This is a genomic window from Bradyrhizobium sp. USDA 4510 (assembly GCF_054059095.1).
Genome location: NZ_JBSSBT010000001.1, coordinates 1,683,416 through 1,700,608, shown reverse-complemented (window position 1 = coordinate 1,700,608; position 17,193 = coordinate 1,683,416). Strand labels below are relative to the sequence as shown.

The 17,193-nt window shown below is 58.8% G+C and carries 12 protein-coding genes and 2 pseudogenes; 4 read left to right on the top strand and 10 right to left on the bottom strand.

Annotated features, from left to right (window positions below):
- Window positions 1-491: 491 nt before the first annotated feature.
- From ACVMDN_RS07575 to ACVMDN_RS07540, 8 genes are all read right to left on the bottom strand, one after another.
- On the bottom strand, window positions 492-1,046 hold the full coding sequence (locus ACVMDN_RS07575) for an NADPH-dependent FMN reductase (protein WP_253587567.1): 555 nt from the start codon (window positions 1,044-1,046) through the stop codon (window positions 492-494).
- A gap of 174 nt (window positions 1,047-1,220) precedes the next feature.
- A complete protein-coding gene (locus ACVMDN_RS07570; protein WP_456835394.1) occupies window positions 1,221-3,062 on the bottom strand; it encodes a glycoside hydrolase family 15 protein in 1,842 nt (613 codons plus the stop codon).
- Window positions 3,063-3,269: 207 nt separating this feature from the next.
- Window positions 3,270-4,778 (bottom strand): glucose-6-phosphate dehydrogenase, encoded by a 1,509-nt coding sequence (zwf, locus tag ACVMDN_RS07565; RefSeq protein ID WP_253587569.1) that lies wholly within the window; start codon window positions 4,776-4,778, stop codon window positions 3,270-3,272.
- A gap of 73 nt (window positions 4,779-4,851) precedes the next feature.
- Entirely contained in the window at window positions 4,852-5,307 is a 456-nt protein-coding gene (locus ACVMDN_RS07560) for a hypothetical protein (RefSeq protein WP_253587570.1), read from the bottom strand.
- Window positions 5,308-5,574: 267 nt separating this feature from the next.
- The gene (locus ACVMDN_RS07555) at window positions 5,575-7,317 is read right to left on the bottom strand and encodes an FAD-dependent oxidoreductase (protein WP_253587571.1); all 1,743 of its coding nucleotides are present in this window, start codon (window positions 7,315-7,317) and stop codon (window positions 5,575-5,577) included.
- 36 nt (window positions 7,318-7,353) lie between these two features.
- Window positions 7,354-8,169, bottom strand: a complete 816-nt coding sequence (locus ACVMDN_RS07550; RefSeq protein WP_253587572.1) for a universal stress protein — start codon at window positions 8,167-8,169, stop codon at window positions 7,354-7,356.
- Window positions 8,170-8,208: 39 nt separating this feature from the next.
- Complete coding sequence (locus tag ACVMDN_RS07545; protein WP_253587573.1) at window positions 8,209-8,823, bottom strand: DUF1931 family protein; 615 nt, start codon at window positions 8,821-8,823, stop codon at window positions 8,209-8,211.
- 449 nt (window positions 8,824-9,272) lie between these two features.
- A complete protein-coding gene (locus ACVMDN_RS07540) occupies window positions 9,273-10,202 on the bottom strand; it encodes a lactate/malate family dehydrogenase (protein ID WP_301322233.1) in 930 nt (309 codons plus the stop codon).
- Between the two features lie 879 nt (window positions 10,203-11,081).
- Here ACVMDN_RS07540 and ACVMDN_RS07535 point away from each other — a divergent pair.
- The 3 genes and pseudogenes from ACVMDN_RS07535 to ACVMDN_RS07525 all read left to right on the top strand — a co-directional run bounded on the left by ACVMDN_RS07535 (window position 11,082) and on the right by ACVMDN_RS07525 (window position 14,450).
- Window positions 11,082-12,128: a zinc-dependent alcohol dehydrogenase family protein gene (locus ACVMDN_RS07535; protein ID WP_253587574.1), complete on the top strand. Its 1,047-nt coding sequence runs from the start codon at window positions 11,082-11,084 to the stop codon at window positions 12,126-12,128.
- A 1,114-nt stretch (window positions 12,129-13,242) separates the two neighbouring features.
- Window positions 13,243-13,501: pseudogene (locus ACVMDN_RS07530) on the top strand (DNA ligase); the annotation flags it as partial.
- 793 nt (window positions 13,502-14,294) lie between these two features.
- Window positions 14,295-14,450: a hypothetical protein gene (locus tag ACVMDN_RS07525; RefSeq protein WP_225645968.1), complete on the top strand. Its 156-nt coding sequence runs from the start codon at window positions 14,295-14,297 to the stop codon at window positions 14,448-14,450.
- Window positions 14,451-14,523: 73 nt separating this feature from the next.
- On the opposite strand, the gene ACVMDN_RS07520 is transcribed toward ACVMDN_RS07525, so the two are convergent.
- A complete protein-coding gene (locus tag ACVMDN_RS07520) occupies window positions 14,524-15,498 on the bottom strand; it encodes an AraC-like ligand-binding domain-containing protein (RefSeq protein WP_253587575.1) in 975 nt (324 codons plus the stop codon).
- A gap of 604 nt (window positions 15,499-16,102) precedes the next feature.
- Here ACVMDN_RS07520 and ACVMDN_RS07515 point away from each other — a divergent pair.
- Window positions 16,103-16,732, top strand: a complete 630-nt coding sequence (locus ACVMDN_RS07515) for a TetR-like C-terminal domain-containing protein (RefSeq protein WP_456843628.1) — start codon at window positions 16,103-16,105, stop codon at window positions 16,730-16,732.
- Here ACVMDN_RS07515 and ACVMDN_RS07510 read toward each other — a convergent pair.
- A pseudogene (locus ACVMDN_RS07510) lies at window positions 16,650-16,936 on the bottom strand (SDR family NAD(P)-dependent oxidoreductase); the annotation flags it as partial. The gene ACVMDN_RS07515 and the pseudogene ACVMDN_RS07510 overlap by 83 nt on opposite strands.
- Between the last annotated feature and the right edge of the window lie 257 nt (window positions 16,937-17,193).

Below are 17,193 nucleotides of genomic sequence, written 5' to 3'. Positions count from 1 at the left end.
GGTTTCTTGATTGTCGCAAACCCTCTGAGCGTATCAGATGGAGCCAGGAACATTGATTTCGCCGACGCGAGCCGCTCTCGTTTTTGTGTGTGCTGCGAGCAGACGCATGACTGAACCGCGCAGCCTACGCACTTATGCTATATCGGCCACACGCAGGATGCGCTATGTCGTATTTTTACGTAGGCATCAACTTACGATCGGTCCATCGCCGCTCGTAGAATAATTGGCCAGTGATGACTGGCTCACGCCGTCGATACACGACTGTCAATGCGGGGCGCGACGAGACATACGCACATATAAAATTATACGCTCACCGTCTCAGTGCTTCGCCAGGTTGTGAAATGCAGTTGGCTAGGCTTGCGATCAAGCTGCCAGAATTCGAGATCGGCAAATACTGGCACGAGTGAGCCGATTCACCTGACCGACAGTCGGTGGCCGCGATCCTGGACAATGGTGGGAACGTGCCGCCAAGGAAGAAATAGTGTTGAAGCTCACCCTTTGAAGCGAGCAACGAATTTCGCGAAGGCCGCGAGCTGATCGGCAATCACCTTCCTGGTCGGGTCGTCCTTCAGTTCGAGCGTATGCGGATCAAATTTTGTCTGGGCTAGTCCGACGAATACTTCCGGTATCCCAAACACGAAGGCGCTGAGATAGGTAAGCGCCATTCGCAGATGATACTGCATTCGCGCCCCGCCCAGGGGACCGCCGCTGGCGGCCTGAATGGCGACTAGCTTCTCCCTGAAGGGCTGATTTTCCAGGCGCGATACCCAATCCAGCTCGTTCTTCAGGCCTCCGGGAGTCCAGTTGTATTCGGGCGAGACGATGATTATGCCATCGGCTTTCCTGATGGCTTCAGCGAAGGTCGTCACTTCACCTGGAAAGCCGGCGGCCTGAACGTCCATATTGTACAGGGGCATGCCGTCGTACGGCGGCGCCTCGGAAAGATGAAGATTCGAAGGCGCAAGCTTAGGCAACGCCCGCATCAGCGCGGTATTGTACGAGCCCTTGCGCAGGCTGCCACTGATCGTCACCACGTTGAGTACCATTGACTATTCCTCTTGCTTGCATGAGACGCTGAAAACACATCACCTCAAGCGGCGATATTTGTCTTTGACGATTGCCCGTTTTCGCCACCGCCAGCAGCAAAAAAATGATATTCGAAGAACCAGACCGGCTGGTTGACATTGCCCGCGGGCCGCCGTCCAGCAGGAACGTCTACGTCAGTCCGGCTCCGCTGCGGCTTGCGGAATCGGACGCATCGCCGGGCGCTGCGGCTCGGCGCGCTCCTTCGCAGGACACGTTCCCCGGGTGAGATTCAAGGCGCAACAGATCAAACCCACATGGCTGTAGGCTTGCGGAAAATTGCCCAGCATGCGGCCGGCGAACGGATCGTATTCCTCGGCGAACAGTCCCACGTCATTGCAACGCGATAGGAGGCGGTCGAACAGCTTGCGGGCCTTCAAATAGCGGCCCTGCAGAATGTAATTGTCGGCCAACCAAAAGCTGCACGCCAGAAACGCTCCTTCTCCCGGGGGCAGACCGTCACCGGGATTTGCGCGTTCATACCGCAGAACAAACTCGTCCTGGACCAGCAGTCTCTTTTCAATGGCCTGCACGGTATTCCTCACGCGCGGATCCGTTGCAGGCAAAAAGCCAACCAGCGGCATCAGCAACAAGCCAGCGTCGAGCCGTTTTGAGCCGTAAGCCTGCACGAAGCTTTCGAGATCGCGGTCGAAGCCGCGGTCGCACACGTCGGCGTGGATCTCGTCGGCGACCGCTCGCCAATGCCGAGATGCTTCGATTGATCCGCGGGTGGCGAATTCATTCGCGGCACGATCGAACGCAACCCAGGCCATGACCTTCGAATGGACGAAGTGCTGCCGCTCGCCGCGTACCTCCCAAATACCTTGATCCGGCTCGCGCCAAGCGCTGGCGAGATATTTCAGCATGATGGGCTGCAGGGCGCGGCCACGGTCGGTTAAACCTATACCGCCCTTCCCGGCGTGGAACATGGCGTCGGTGACCTCGCCGAGGACGTCCAGTTGGAGTTGCTGGTAGGCGGCGTTTCCGATGCGCACCGGCAACGATCTTTCATAACCGCCGAGCCACGGAATGGTCAGCTCCGGCAGCCAGCGTTCGCCTCCCACTCCGTACACGATCTGCACCTGCTCCGGACTACCGGCGATGGTGCGAAGGAGCCAGTCTCGCCATGCCCGCGCCTCGTCGTAGTACCCGAGGTGCATTAGGGCCAGCAGGGTGAACGTGGCGTCACGCAACCAGCAAAAGCGATAGTCCCAATTTCTGATTCCACCAATAAGCTCCGGCAGAGAGGTCGTGGGCGCGGCGATAATCCCGCCGGTCGGGGCGTAGGTCAGAGCCTTCAATGTAATGAGCGAACGTTTGACCGCTTCCGTCCAGCGACCGACTTCGGGACACCGATCACTCCATCCACGCCAGAATGCTTCCGTTCGTTTCAGCGCGTCGAAGGCATCAATCGCCGAAGGAGGATCTTGAAACGACGCCCCGTAGGAGAGGATGAACGGGATTGACTGGCCGGCCGTGACCGCAGGTTCACCAACTGTTTTTAGGTCCTCGCCGTCAAGCGCGGCTGTCGTACGCAGCACCAGACGCTCCGGACCGGCGATTGCGCTGATGCTGCCGTCATCAAGCCGGTTGACCCACGGCACCGTCGCCCCATAGTCGAATCGCACTACAAATTCGGAGTGAAACTCGACTCGCCCCTGTCGACCTACGAGGATGCGTACAAGCTCGGCCCGATTTCCCGGTACCATGAAATCGATAAGCGTCGCAGTGCCACCCTTCGTTCTGAATTCCGTTTCGAGAACCAACGTGCCTGCGCGGTAGCGTCGCGACGTCTCGATCGGCTCATCCTTCGGCGCAATGAGCCACCGTCCATTTTCTGCGTCGCCAAGCAAAGCGGCAAAGCACGCAGCCGAATCAAATCTCGGCAAGCACAGCCAATCGATCGAGCCATTGTGCCCGACCATGGCTGCTGTCTTGCAGTCGCCGATCATCGCATAGTTTTCGATTTTGAGCGCCATACACAACTCTCGGCCTGGGCTCGCTGCCCACGCAACCGCTCTCAGATATTGATCCCTAAATTTTCTTCGTCGAAGCACAGCCCCGTTGAAACTGCCGGTGCTCACAACCCTTGATAAGCGATAAGTGAGCCGATTCCACGGTATCGCGGTCGACACTGAATCCAGGCCCACAATCTCTCGGCGGCTGTTTCCTCGAGCGCATCGCCGTCAGAGCTTCCGCCAGCTTCGGCCATCGCGCTTCAAAAGTTCAAACGCGCCCGGAGGGCCCTCACTGCCCGCAGGATAGAATTCCAACCCCTTGCTGCCCACTCGTTTCCAGGCGTCGAGGAGCGGCTGAACCGCCCGCCAGCCAGCCTCCACGCCGTCGGCGCGTTGGAACAGAATGTTGTCGCCAATCATGCAATCGTAAATCAAGGTCTCATATCCCGTCGCAGGCTCGGACTTGAAGTAGTCCTTATAGAGAAACTTCATTTGCACGCCGTCGATCCTGATCACTGGCCCCGGCACCTTGGTGTTGAACTGCAGCGTGATGCCTTCACTCGGCTCGACGCCGATGACGAAATAGTTCTCAGCCAGTTGCTCGATGGGCGTGCATCGAAACATCGCAAACGGCGTCTCGCGGAATTTGATCGCCACTTCCGTGCGCTTCATGGCGAGCGCCTTTCCGGTGCGCAAGTAGAAGGGGACCCCGGCCCAACGCCAGTTGTCAATATTCAGTTTCATCGCAACGTAAGTCTCCGTAGCGCTGTCCGGCCGGACGTCCGGGGTATTTCGGTAATCAGGAATCTCCGTGTCGCCGATTTTCCCGGCAGTGTACTGGCCGCGCACGGAGTTTTTCAGCGCCTCCTCTTCGCTCTGACAGTGGATCGCCGACAGCACTCCGTCCTTTTCCGAACGCACGTTATGGGCATCGAAATGTCTCGGCGGCTCCATAGCGACCAGCGATAACAGCTGAAAGAGATGGTTCGGCACCATGTCGCGAAGAGCGCCGGTCGCGTCATAAAAGCTACCGCGATGGCCAACACCGAGCTGCTCATCCACGATGATCTGCACGTGATCGATGTGATGGCGGTTCCAGATCGGCTCGAACATTCCGTTGGCGAAGCGCAGCACCAGGATGTTCTGGACGGTCTCTTTGCCAAGGTAGTGATCGATTCGGTAGATCTGGTGTTCGCCGAGGATGCTCAACAATTCCGCATTCAGCACACGCGCCGATGCCAGATCGGTTCCAAACGGCTTTTCGATCACGACCCGCCGCCAGGCGCCGGGGTCCTCCTTCAACAAGCCGAGACGGCCGAGTTGGCGCACGATCGGCGCGAAGGCATCAGGCGGTGTCGCTAAATAAAACAGCCGATTGCCCCCGGTGCCGCGCGCGGCTTCCAACCGTTCAAGCTGCTCCTTAAGACGATCGTAAGAAGAGCCTTCGCCGGGATCGGCCACGACCGAGGTGATGCATTCCAGAAGACGATTCGCGACCGCGTCTTCCACGGGGCGGGTTGCGAACTGATGCAGACCCTTCATTAGGCTCTCGCGCAACGCTTCGTTCGATATGCCGCAGCGCGCGACGCCGACAACGCAGAATCTTTCCGGCAACAGTTCGGCTGCCGCAAGATTGTAAAGCGAAGGAATCACCAGCCGTTTGGTCAGGTCTCCTGTGACACCGAAGATGACAAGGGCGCAGGATTGCGGCTTCGGGCGGGCCTGGACGTTTCTCACGAACGCTTGACGAGCTATCGCGTCGCCCTCTGCGCCCCTGAGGACGGGAGCAGCACCAATTATCCGGCCGGACCTATGATGCCTGTTGAGCAGGTTCGATCTCAACGCGGTTATCCTGCTCGGCCGAGTAGACGGGGGCCGGCCCAGCGTGATCGTCGCTCTTCTTTCTCAGCCAGACAGCTGGCAATTGAAGCACCCGAGCATGCTGTCCTTCCGACAGGAGGTTCACAAGAATAATGGTGCCATCGGGAAACAGCAGGGCATCGTGGTGTTGCGCCGGCGTTTCCGGTTTGATCACGCAGAATTGGGCGACACGGAAGCCCGCGCTCTTGGTCAACAACCAGTTGCGATTGTATCTCACGTCCTGCTCGAATGCGAGCTCGGTGCCCGGCAGCAGACAAACGGCGACGGTGGGTTCGTCCTTGGTGGCAAAGCCGCGGGTCGATGTGCCGCGAAAGCTGGTCGACACCAAACTCTCTCCCACCTTTGCGGGGCGTGACGTAACGGCATGTAGGCTGTAGTCGCACATGGATTTTCTCCGCTGGGTTCCTTGACCCGAACGATGATGCCGCAAACCGCCGAGCTGGCCCTTGACCGCCGTCAAGATACTCGTGGCTTGTTTGAAATCGCGAAACGGCCGGGTACGGTGGTTTTCATGATCGCATTCGAAAAGCTACTCAAAGCCGCGGCAGCAGCGCGATGTCCGAACGGGATCGTATCCAGTCCACCCCTGCCGACCTTGGCAATGGTCAACTTCGCAAGTCGTGGCCGTGATACATCTCGGCATCGCCGCTGCTCACTGCTGTGATGGGACTGCAAGTGCGTTTTCGGTTTCGCGCGAGTCTTGACTGGCGCGTTGTTCACTCTTGTCTCGCACTTGGCCGTTGGCAAGCGCAATGTGTAGCTCCGCCCCGACGACGGCACCCTCACCGATCGCGGCACCCACGCGCTTGACCGACCCAGATCGCACGTCGCCGGCGGCGAATACACCGTCTACGCTGGTCTCGAGTAGCAACGGACGGCTAGCGCCACCCTTCGAGCGGATGGTGGAGGGAGTGTCCCATCCAGTCAGTACAAAATTCTTGCTGTCCAACGCGATCCCGGCGCCCTTAAGCCAAGCCGTTGCCGGCTCCGCGCCGATGAAGAGGAAGAGGTGGCGGATCGGCTTCTCGGTTTCCTCGCCGGTCGAGCTGTTGCGCCAGCGTACGCGCTCCAATTGCCCTTCCCGGCTGCCATAAAGCGCGACCACCTCAGTGTGAGTCAGCACCTCGATATTATCGAGATTCGCGATACGGTCGATCAGGTAACGCGACATGCTCTCCGTGATGCTTGGTCCACGAACCAGCATCCAGATTTTTTTTGCGAAGTTGCGCAGGAATACGGCGGCTTGGCCCGCTGAATTTCCGCCTCCGACCAGGACGATCTCCTCGCCCCGACACAGGCGTGCCTCGATCGGCGAAGCCCAATACCAAACGCCGCGTCCCTCGAAACTCGGCAGATTCGGCACGTTGAGGCGGCGGTAGCGGGCGCCGCTCGCAACCACCACCGTCGAGGCCCTCACACACCGCCTATCCTCCAGGTGCAGCGTGAACGGCGATTCCCTCGAATCGAGTCGCGATATCCCCGCAGGGATCACCATCCGCGCGCCAAATTTCTGCGCCTGGACGTAGGCGCGGCCGGTGAGTGCTTGGCCGGATATGCCGGCGGGAAAACCGAGATAGTTCTCGATCCGCGCGCTGGCCCCGGCTTGCCCGCCGAAGGCACGGGCGTCGAAGACGACGACCGACAAGCCCTCTGATGCGGCATACACCGCCGTCGAAAGGCCCGCCGGGCCAGCGCCAACGACTGCGACATCATAGGTTCGGCTCTCGTCGTCGATCGGCACCATTCCAAGCGCGCGCGCCAGCTCTGCTTCGCTCGGATTTTTCAGGATTGTTCCTTTCGGACACACCGCAAGCGGCAGGTCGGCCGGATTTGGTGCATACTGCTGGACAAGCTTCGCCGCGTCGGGGTCCTTTGCTGGATCGAGCACTTGATGTGGATACGCATTGCGGGCGAGAAAGCCTTGCAGGCGCACAACGTCTGGGCTCGATTCGGGGCCGATTAGGACTGGACCACCGGCGCCTGCCTCGACCAGCGCAATGCGGCGGAGGATCAAAGCCTGCATGATGCGTTCGCCGAGTTCGGGCTCCCCAATCATCAACGCACGTAGATTCTCCGGCGGGATCAAGAGGGCTTGGACATCGTCGATGGCGTGAACGTCGACAAAAGCGGGCTGGCCCGATAATTGTCCCACTTCGGCGACGAATTCACCGGGTCCCTGCTCCACAATCGGCGCGCAATGGCCTAGCGGATCACGCCTGACGACGCGCACCGAGCCCTTGATCAGCACACACATGCCCGGGGCGACTTCTCCGGTCACGAACAGCGCTTCGCCGGCACGGTAGTTCCGCACCGCGCCGAAGCGGCGAAGACGGTCGATTTCATGCGGCGCAAGCTTGGGAAACATCTGCTCGCGGCGGCTATCAATCGTCGGCATCTGCAATCTCGCTGTCGGGGCAAGGTGCGACGTGTCCTAATGCGCCATCAGCAGCGGGATAGGCGCTTCGTGCAACAGGCTGTAGGTCACCCCGCCGAGCAGCCGCTCGCGCAGGCGCATGTGACCATATCCGCCCATAACGATAAGGTTCGCCTTCCGGCGCTCGGCCTCAGCCATCAATTGCGGCCCGACTTCGCTTGAGCGGCACTTGATGCGATGCAGACTGGCCTTGATTCCATGATGCCGAAGATGATTAACGGCATCGATCCCCATCACCGCCTCCTCCTCGGTAGGCTTTTCGCCGGTCGCAACGATGACCGACACACTTTCCGCCTTGTGAAGAAACGGCATCGCTTCGGCAAGCGCACGAGCCGCTTCCCGGCTCCCGTTCCAAGCGACCATAATGCGATCGAAGGTGATCCTCGGCCGCTCCGTCTCGGGAACGAGATAGACATTCCTGCCAGAGCCGAACAGCACGCCTTCGACGAGCTGTTCCGGATCCATCGCGCCATTGGGACGAAGTGCCACGAAGGTGTCGGCGGAGCGCGCCTCTCGCGCGGCAATTTTGGCTACGTCATCGGACAAGACATCGAGGCGCCGGACCTCGACCATCCGATCCAGCATTCGCAGCCGCTTGGCTAATGCCTCCTCCACCGCATTGCCAGTTTGGCGCGCATGCTCGACGATTGTGGCGGTGACGTCGCCCTCAATCGGCCCCGGCAAAGGCAGAACGTTGAGATACAACCCGATGACCACGCGGGTCTCCAGCTGGCGGGTCATGTCGGCGACAGCTGCCAGACGAATTTCGTCGGAGGCGCCGCCGTCCAGCCACACCATTACATCCCTGATCATCGCTCTCTCCTCGCTCGCGACAGCCGTCGCGATGTTTGGCTACTCTGCTGTTCGCGCAGCTACAGCAGCAGATCGAAAATACGAAAACACTTCCGCCAGTGCTCGTTCGATGGATTCTACAACCCGGGGGCGATGATGTTGAACGTATGCGCGAGCGCGACACTCAGACCTCCCACGATGTCCGGTAGGCGAGCCTCGATCCTCTCCGTAAGCAAGATCAATCGGCGGGCGCGTGGCGACGCGGTCGAGGATCAGCCGCGGCTCGATCTCTTCGTCGAGTCTCACGAATTCATGGATGCATTCCTGCAATCCCCTGGTGACCGGCAGGTCGAATGGCTCCAGGATCACGCCGCCGTTCGCCTTGGCGACCGCCTGGGCCCGCGGCAGGAAATCATAAAGTTTTTGGTTGATAAAATCGCTGTAGCGCTTGATGTCCTGCTTGTCGACATCGACGCTGGCTACGATCCGAAAAAATCGCTCGAATCTCGCCATGCGCATAACATGGCTGGCGCGCGACTGGTTCGATTGCACGGCGGCGATAATCATAGGCAGCGTCTCCTCGCCGCACGATACCGTGCGCAGGCCAGCCTCCCCCTTGACGGTCGTCAGTTTCGCGCGATCTTCTCGCACGGACACGAAATTGATCTTTGTCACGGAGCAATTCTTCGAAGTTGCGACATCTTTGTTGCGTGTGTGGACTTCAGCGCGGGTCACCATCCCGCGGGTCTATTCATCCTCGAAAGGAGGGAAACATAGACGAAGCCACCATCGTTGCGGCAGCCCTCGCGTCAGGCAGACGGCGGACACCAACACGCTGTTCCTGCCGTACCGGCTGGGTCCTTTTCAGGCTGCCGCATCGAATGGTCATGGCGTCGTTGACGCGCTCGCGGGCGCGTCAACCGGCAACGTGCCCTCGCGGCCTGCTACTACAAGCAACTGTCGATGCAAGGCCAACCTGGCCCCCGGCATCCACGCCGCAAGCAGGAGGCACGGCGTGAGGTCACGAGAGCGGCGGACCAGGCTGACGGATTGATTATCAATCAGCTCTGGCACGCCGCGCGCATTTCGCGTCCGGCGCTGCAGCCCGACAAAATGCTTTCCGTCTACCGACGACCTAGCGACCTCCTTAAGTTAGCCGCGCCCAGTTCCAGCGCCCGCTGCTCCTCGACGGACATCTCGGGTTCGAAAATCCGAAGCACTCCCTCGCGCCCGACGACGCTTGGAAGTGAGAGAGTAACGCGAAATTTGCCGTTATAGCTGCCGATCGGAATCACCGCTCGTTCATCGCGAAGAACAATTTCCGCGATCCGCGCCGCAACGATACCAATGCCAAACTGGCTCGCATCGTTGCCTTCGATGATAGAGATATTCGCGTAACGAACGTCTGCCTCGATCTGCCTGCGTAAACTGTGAGGCACTCGGCCACGAAGTCCGACGAGTTCGCCGACCGGCACGCCGGCGATCCGGGCGGTTGACCAGAGGAATACCTGCGAGGTCCCATGTTCGCCGACCACCTGCGCCTCTACATGATTGGCATCGACGCCGAAATGCGCCGCCAGATGAACGCGGAAACGCAAGGAATCCAAAAACGTACCGGTACTTAGCACGCGATCATGGCATACGCTTGCGCGCGCAATATCGGCGAGCGGATCCGGCGGATCGGTCACGACCAATATCACCGCGCTAGGCGCGGCGTGCACAATGCGCGGAACGATCTCGCGGTAGATTTCAGCATTCTTGTCAAGCAACCGCAACCTGCCCTGGGAATCGCTGCGGTCGGTGGCGCCCCCCGCCTTTTCATTGATGCCGGCGGCAATCATAACCAGCTGAGAATCGGCAAGCTCTTCATAGTCGCCATCGACAATGGTGGTCTTTGGGCCGAGCGGCGCTCCGTAACGAAGATCGGTGGCGACCGCCCTCGCCCGCTTAGACGTTCGGTCCACGATCACAATTGTCCGGGCACTCCCCCGTACCACCATGGCAAGAGCACAGGAACACCCTACCCTACCTGCTCCAACGATTCCGACTTTCATGATGAACCTGCGTTCCAAAGACCGTCAACCGATGCCCCAACGCCAGTAGTACATCGTTTGTCGATCGCGTGAGCGCCGGTTCGCAATGTTTGCTGGCGTTCCGGGACTAAACAATCGAGAACATCAAAATGTCTGAGCAGGCTTCATGCGGATACAATCTCCGCATGCTTTACAGGACAAAACCCGGACCGGCCGGCCTGGGCGGAAGCGGGCGGGCCGGGTAGTATCGCAAGAGCGATGCATATTTTCCCGAGCCGCATAGAAACTTCCTTCGCTGCTGGCATCACAAGGAATCATGAACTCCGCAACGGCTTCAAGCATTGATCATCGTCAATGAATAGGTCCTCTCACGAGCCCCTCGAAGTAATCGGCGAGGCTTGATGCGTCTTCCGTCGACAGTGACGTCGATCGGCTCGGGCGCGGTCGGGTCGCAATCCTACACCTGTGATGAACAAGCATATATTCCCAGTTGCTCCTGCTCGCCGAATAATACGGGCGATTGATGGTTATCAAGGGAACTAGGAAGTAACTGTCATAGTTTTCGCTACGCATGTTGGGGCTCGGCTCCATCTTGTCGTCCGGCAGGCGCCTGATCGGGTTGGCGAGATTGGACGCATCGAGATGAGGCCTCTGCATCGATCACCATCGCCCTGACCGGCAGCTTGGACTCGCTCAGTCATCAAGGTCGAGTGCGGTGCCGTTGCCCACGGCTGTCCGATCGGAGCGCCCGGCGCGGTTCTGACCGCTCGCCTGCTCTCTGCAATGAAACGCGACTATGCCCAGGCGCAGCGTGGGAGGATAGCACCGGTGACACTGGGGCATCGCCTGATGCTCGAGACGATTCACTCCATTGGCAAAATCGAACGTAGGAGAATGGTTATGAAAGCGCTGGTATACCAAGGCCCCGGAAAGAAGGCGCTTGAGGATCGCCCAAAGCCGAAGATTGCCGCGCCAACGGACGCTATCGTCAAGATCGTCAGGACGACGATTTGCGGAACAGATTTGCATATCCTCAAAGGCGACGTGCCGACCTGTACACCAGGCCGTATCCTTGGCCACGAAGGTACCGGCGTCATCGAAGAAGTCGGCGCCGCCGTCACCGCCTTTCGGGCCGGCGACCGCGTGATCGTGTCCTGCATCTCGTCCTGCGCAAAATGCGACTATTGCCGCCGCGGAATGTACTCGCATTGTGTCAACGGGGGCTGGATCCTCGGCAACACGACTGACGGCACCCAGGCCGAGTATGTCCGCATTCCCTTTGCCGAAACCAGCCTATACCGCATCCCCGCCGGAGCGGATGAGGAAGCATCAGTAATGCTGAGCGATATCCTGCCCACCGGGTTCGAATGCGGCGTGCTCAACGGCAAGGTTCAACCCGGCGCGACCATCGCGATCGTCGGAGCCGGCCCGATCGGGCTTGCGGCGTTGCTGACGGCTCAATTCTACTCACCGTCGGAACTCATAATGATCGACTTTGACGACAACCGGCTCGAAATGTCGTCCCGCTTCGGTGCGACCACAACAATAAACAATAGGGACGGCAAGGCAGTCGAGAAAATCATGAAGATGACCGACGGTCGTGGCGTCGATACCGCGATCGAAGCCGTCGGCCTTCCCTCAAGCTTTGTCACTTGCGAGGACATCGTGGCGCCTGGTGGTGTCATCGCTAACATCGGCGTCCATGGCGTCAAGGTCGATCTGCATCTAGAACGCCTCTGGGACCGTAACGTCGCGATCACGACAAGACTCGTCGATACCGTCACAACGGCGATGCTGCTTAAGACTGTACAATCAAACAAGATCGATCCCAAGCGACTGATCACGCACCACTTCAAGCTCGACAATATCATGGACGCCTATGCGACGTTCGGCGAGGCGGCCAAGACGAACGCTCTCAAGGTCATCATCTCAGTAACCGAAGCTTGAAAGATTATCTAGGTCGACAGACTTGACGGCGGTGCGAGATTGATGGCGCGCAAAAAGCTGAAAGGTTCGGCTCCCTGCCCGAACTGACTCGCCGCCGAGAGCTGAAGGCAGTTTGTTGGCAAGGTTCTCGAATGGATGAAATTGATGAAGAGAGCGATCAGATAAACGGCTTTCCGCCCGTCACCGCAACAGTTGTTCCTGAAGTGTAGCTGGACAGCGGGTCCGCCAGCATGACAAAGAAGAAGGCTCGGTAACGGAGGAGGCCGAAGAACCTTAATGGTGCTGCCCAATACCGTATATCGAATTTTATCGCTCGTCTGGCTGGTCGTCGTTGTAGGGTGCGTAGGATATTTTTCGATAGCGGAGGCCACTCAGTTGGCGGCCTCTTCGCGAAATGGCCCCAGCGCGGTGGGGGGCGCCGAGGCCGAGTTGCCATGATTACCTTTCCGCCAGAACCAGCACTCGGCCGTTTAGTTCCTATTTACCGGTCGTCCTTCGAGAGGACGAAATGACAGCTCGAGCAGGCACGCCGCGGGGGTGCTTTGCTCGGGCGCCGACAACCTGCTCCCGCTTTCTGACGATCGTAAGCCGACTGCTTACCGCAGCCTCCGTTCGTCCAAGCTTCCGGGCGATCTCCAACTGCGTTAGGGCTGTCTCTCGTATCATTTTTAGCAACTGTTGCTCGTCCTCTTCGGACCACGGCTTGGCGGGCATAACTCACTCCGGCATTAATCCAACGATAACAGCGCGGCTAGCAACGGTTTGCATCGGGTGGAAATAACCCACGTTAATCCAGTGGCGGTAATGTTGCCACTATTTCCCAGCGTCGCGACGCGGTCTGGTTTTCGAGCTGCCCGCTTAGCGGGTACCCGGCGGGAAAAAAGCTGCGCCTTATCCGGTCCACAGCTACGGCCCCCATGGGAATGAATCGCGAATGTGCCCCGGGTCTTTGGGGGGCAAGAGCCGGGGCACCTTCATTCGCGATGCGCTGTGCCGGGGAGCGGCACGTTGCTAACCACGCTTCGAAGGTGCCGTTCCTAACGACTTCTTCATCGCCGACCTCAGCCGGCCCTCAACTCGCTTGCGGCTATTGCCGACCTTATTGACGGCCTTTGCCGGCGCCGCCATCCAGTTCAGCGAAAGCTTCGCGATCGACGGCCCCAAGATGTTCACCCATGCTTGCAAGCTCGGCTACGAGGGCGTGGTGTCGAAGGTAGCAAACAGTGTCTATCCGACCGGCGCCCGCAGCCGGGACTGGGTCAAGAAGACCTGCGCCCAGCGCTAGACGCTGACAACCGCGGCCTTTGCACTGGACGACAATGGGACGGGACTTACGTGGCCGGCGCAAGGGTGACGAACTGACCCGCCACGGAATAGCAGCTGATGCCCAGCTATAGGAACTCTTCTGACGATCGGTGAAATCGATGCTGTGCTCGACAGCGCACGCTACGGGCTGTTCGGCGATAATCCAGCAGATGACCCGTAGGCATCGTGATCAGCGATGACGCTGCAGCTTCTATCTTCTGCAAAGAACACGCCATTGCCTGCGACTTCCTTCCACCAACCGCGGCCAATCCGAGATCGACGCATACTGACCACGCCAAAGCGCCACGCGCTCATATCACCTTAGAATGGCTGCTCGGAGAGAAAATCTTGATATCCCGGCACATGCCAGGTGTTATCCAGCACATCCCCACTCGGTGAGCTTGCCTCCAAGCCAAGCATTAAAATGATCCCTGACTTTATTCCGGAGGATTCGGAAACAGGGAATTGATGCAGGCTGTTCCGTCCGCGTCCAACTCGTGGGAAGAGCCACGACGACCTCTTCGCAGAAGCTCAGTACCGTCTATTCCACCGCTCCAAAAATTATCGCTCGCCTTGGCGGCAGTGTCCGGTGCGTAGGGAAGCTTAGATACCAGCAGATCACATGTTCGGGCGATCGAATCGAAGAGATCGCTTGTAACAAAATCGACGCCTTCATCTCGGCGATGTCCTTGGTGGCGACCGCGAGCTGTGAGCCCAATGTCTGCATCCGTGTGCGAGCTCGCGTTCGGCAAGACTGAGATCCCCCCAGCGCCGCTCGGGCGCCGTCGACGGCGACGCCGGCGGCCGCACGGCCGAGGATCAGTCCAACAAGATGGCCAAGACGGCCGACCGCAACAAGCAGTGCGCAAGAGCTATAACCCGGTCAATGTCGCCAGCGTTCGGCGCTTCGATCAGGCGCGCGCGATCGGCGCGACGAAGCTCGAGGCAGCCGACCAAGATCCAGCCGGCAAGGTGACGCTGACATCGCTTGCAATGCTGTTGAAATCCAGAAGCTAAAATACGTCGACAGTTCTAAGCGGACCGCCGATGGAGGTCGGCCACGATTTTCTCCCGAAAAGCGCGCCCAGGGTCAGGGCCGACCATCTTGCCGGGATTGCGCCGCTGCTTTCTGATACTCGCGCGGTGAAACCCCATAAGCCCCTTTAAAGCAGCGGCCAAAATGCGTCATGTCCGAAAACCCCCATCCCTGTGCAATTTCGGCTATGGTTCGATGGACTTGGTTGGGGTCTTCAAGAGCAAACCGGCAACGCGAGAGCCGTCGGGACAGAATGAGACGGTGAAGTGAGGAGTCCTGTTCGGCAAGAAGCGCATTGGCGTATCGGACGCTTATTCCAACGATATCGGCGACCTTCTGTCCGTCGAGGTCGGGATCGGTGAGCCTCGCTTCCACCACTGAACGAATCTGCCCCAGCAATAGCGCTTTTGAATTCGAGACGCGAACGGTAGCGCTCCCAATTGTTCTCGCAATGGATAGTCCGAGTAAGTCAAGCACGTGATTGCCGACCATTTCTTCTGTTATGGAAGCTGTCCTCCCAGCGAGCGACGGCAATTTTGCAGCGACCGAAAGCGCCAGATCATCGTCCGTCCTCTCGGCAGTCACGCGACGCCCGATCAACTCGCGGTTTGTACCGATCCGTGCGCGTAGCTCACGGCGCGGAACCTTGATGAGGAGAGTTTTCGAGTCTGGCAAAAACTTCGCATCATAAGGCAACAGCGGCTCAAGCAGCATCAAAGAACCGGCGTCCAGGTTAACCTCGCGCGCGTTCTGGACGATAAGGACCCTGCCCGACAATTGGTAACACAGGAACAACGTGTCGGGGCCGGTGCGCTCGACGTGGCCCAAAGTGTGAGAGACCTGCATCGGTGAGTTGCTGAATTCAACCAGGTCCAGGTTGCCGAACTTCGCGGCTTTGATCTCGGCTTGGAATGTCAGGCGATTTTCCGGCACAGAGTCATGACCCACGATCTTCTTGCAGGCCAGGCTGTGCCAATAATCAAATCGGTCGCGGGGATGAACCGAGGAGGTCGAGAAGATAGTTTCCACGTGTTTGCCGTTCGTTAACCGTAGATCAGCCGACGAATTGATCCATGGCCGCCGATTGAAATCACAGAGCATCTGCTAGAAACAAACGCAACTCGAGACTGCGTTGTTGCACGTCCACTCTAAGGAAACTTAGTAGCTTTTCGCCCGAATGCGCAATAACGCGGAGGCTGCAGATTTGACGACCCACGATGCATCACCGTCAGACGTCTCGGCAGACAGAAACACCGCCAGTGGAGCCCGGAAACGTTTCGTTCCCGCGAGCCAATGTCCTCCACAAAAAGGATAGGAACAAGCAAACGCTGGGGTTCCCGCCCTTAAATCTAGCGGAGCCGAAGCGCGTAGTTTTCTCCACCCCACTTTACGCCAGATGCAGGTCGATCGATGGTTTGTGGTCGACAAACTGCTTGGTGTTGAGCGCTTGGCACACCGGCGCACAACTTGAGGCAAGTCTCCCGGCTGATCTCACTGAGTTCTATCTTTTATTCACGTCCCGTCCAAAGCCGGTGTCAAGGCAATGTAGAAGAGTCAGCACACGCGGCAACGTGATCGAAGTCGCGTGTCTGCGGAAGCAACCGGCCTTCCTCCTGAACGTGGGGCTGGATTTATGAACCGCGAACGTAGCTTCCACGTCGATGAAATGTTGTCGGCATCCTGGGATCAGCGGCTTGCAGTAGATCTCGCCTCAGAGGTAGAACATTTCTCCTCCGACAGGCGCTGCACAATTCCGGAATTGCGGACATTTTTCGCCATCAAGTGCTATCGCGACCTGCTCGCTAGGCTGACGACAGCACGCGAGGGCAAAACGTCCTTTGATGCTCTTAGGTCAGTTGCCCGAGAAATGCGACAATATGCGTTGGAGCGTCCCGCCTTGTGGGCTGCCGGATCGAGAACGTCCACAAGCGATTGCGCTGAGTGGAGGGCAAGCCACGGAGAACTTTGCGACCTCATCAAATCTGTTCTCGCCGAATGTGGGGTGCATGGGCAACACGCAGAAGACGCCTTGGATATGCTTCGGAGCTTAGTGCGCGGCTTTGCCGTGCATCAGATCCTAGGCTCATTCTTGGACGTCTATTCATATGACGAGAGCTTCGAAAGGGTAGTCGAGATATACGTAGCTGGGGTGGGGTCAATCGGGACTGCTGCTGCTAGGGCTCGCCGGCGATTAAGACGGCCTTGCGCCCCTCGTTCTCGACCAATGCCTTTACTACCTCCTGCGCATCTCGTGCTCGATTAGATAGGCGATAAGAACCACCTTCGCGCGCATAGGCGATTGCCATCGCTCGTCCAATGCCGCTGTCGCCGCCCGTGATGGCGGCCCGCATGCCTCTCAACTTACCTGTGCCACTGTAGCTGTGCTCGCCATGATCCGGACGCGGGTCCAGCTTGGCGGTCCAACCGGGTGCTGATTGGGGTAAGGCGACTTCGGATAGTCAGACAACATAAATTATCTCCACTTTCGCGTGCGCAAGTCTCCTTTTGATCGCGTGGGCGCGCCCCTGATTTTCAAGACATCGAGAGCGCATTAGCTGTTCAATGGCGCTTTCCACTCTCACCTCTCGAAGTGTCCTGCCTCGTCGGTACAATGTCCGGGTGCGATTTGTCATAGTACGTACGCGCTAATGGGTCTGATTTGGTCTCCGGTCTTCCGCGCTCCGCTGGGCCAACAGCGCGGATTCCGCGTTTCCAATCCAAGGG

Excerpts from the sequence above, each read along its gene's own strand:
- ACVMDN_RS07570 (WP_456835394.1), bottom strand. The coding sequence starts at position 3,062 with ATGGCGCTCAAAATCGAAAACTATGCGATGATCGGCGACTGCAAGACA.
- ACVMDN_RS07535 (WP_253587574.1), top strand. The coding sequence starts at position 11,082 with ATGAAAGCGCTGGTATACCAAGGCCCCGGAAAGAAGGCGCTTGAGGAT.
- ACVMDN_RS07550 (WP_253587572.1), bottom strand. The coding sequence starts at position 8,169 with ATGATCAGGGATGTAATGGTGTGGCTGGACGGCGGCGCCTCCGACGAA.
- ACVMDN_RS07560 (WP_253587570.1), bottom strand. The coding sequence starts at position 5,307 with ATGTGCGACTACAGCCTACATGCCGTTACGTCACGCCCCGCAAAGGTG.
- ACVMDN_RS07555 (WP_253587571.1), bottom strand. The coding sequence starts at position 7,317 with ATGCCGACGATTGATAGCCGCCGCGAGCAGATGTTTCCCAAGCTTGCG.
- ACVMDN_RS07575 (WP_253587567.1), bottom strand. The coding sequence starts at position 1,046 with ATGGTACTCAACGTGGTGACGATCAGTGGCAGCCTGCGCAAGGGCTCG.
- ACVMDN_RS07540 (WP_301322233.1), bottom strand. The coding sequence starts at position 10,202 with ATGAAAGTCGGAATCGTTGGAGCAGGTAGGGTAGGGTGTTCCTGTGCT.
- ACVMDN_RS07515 (WP_456843628.1), top strand. The coding sequence starts at position 16,103 with ATGAACCGCGAACGTAGCTTCCACGTCGATGAAATGTTGTCGGCATCC.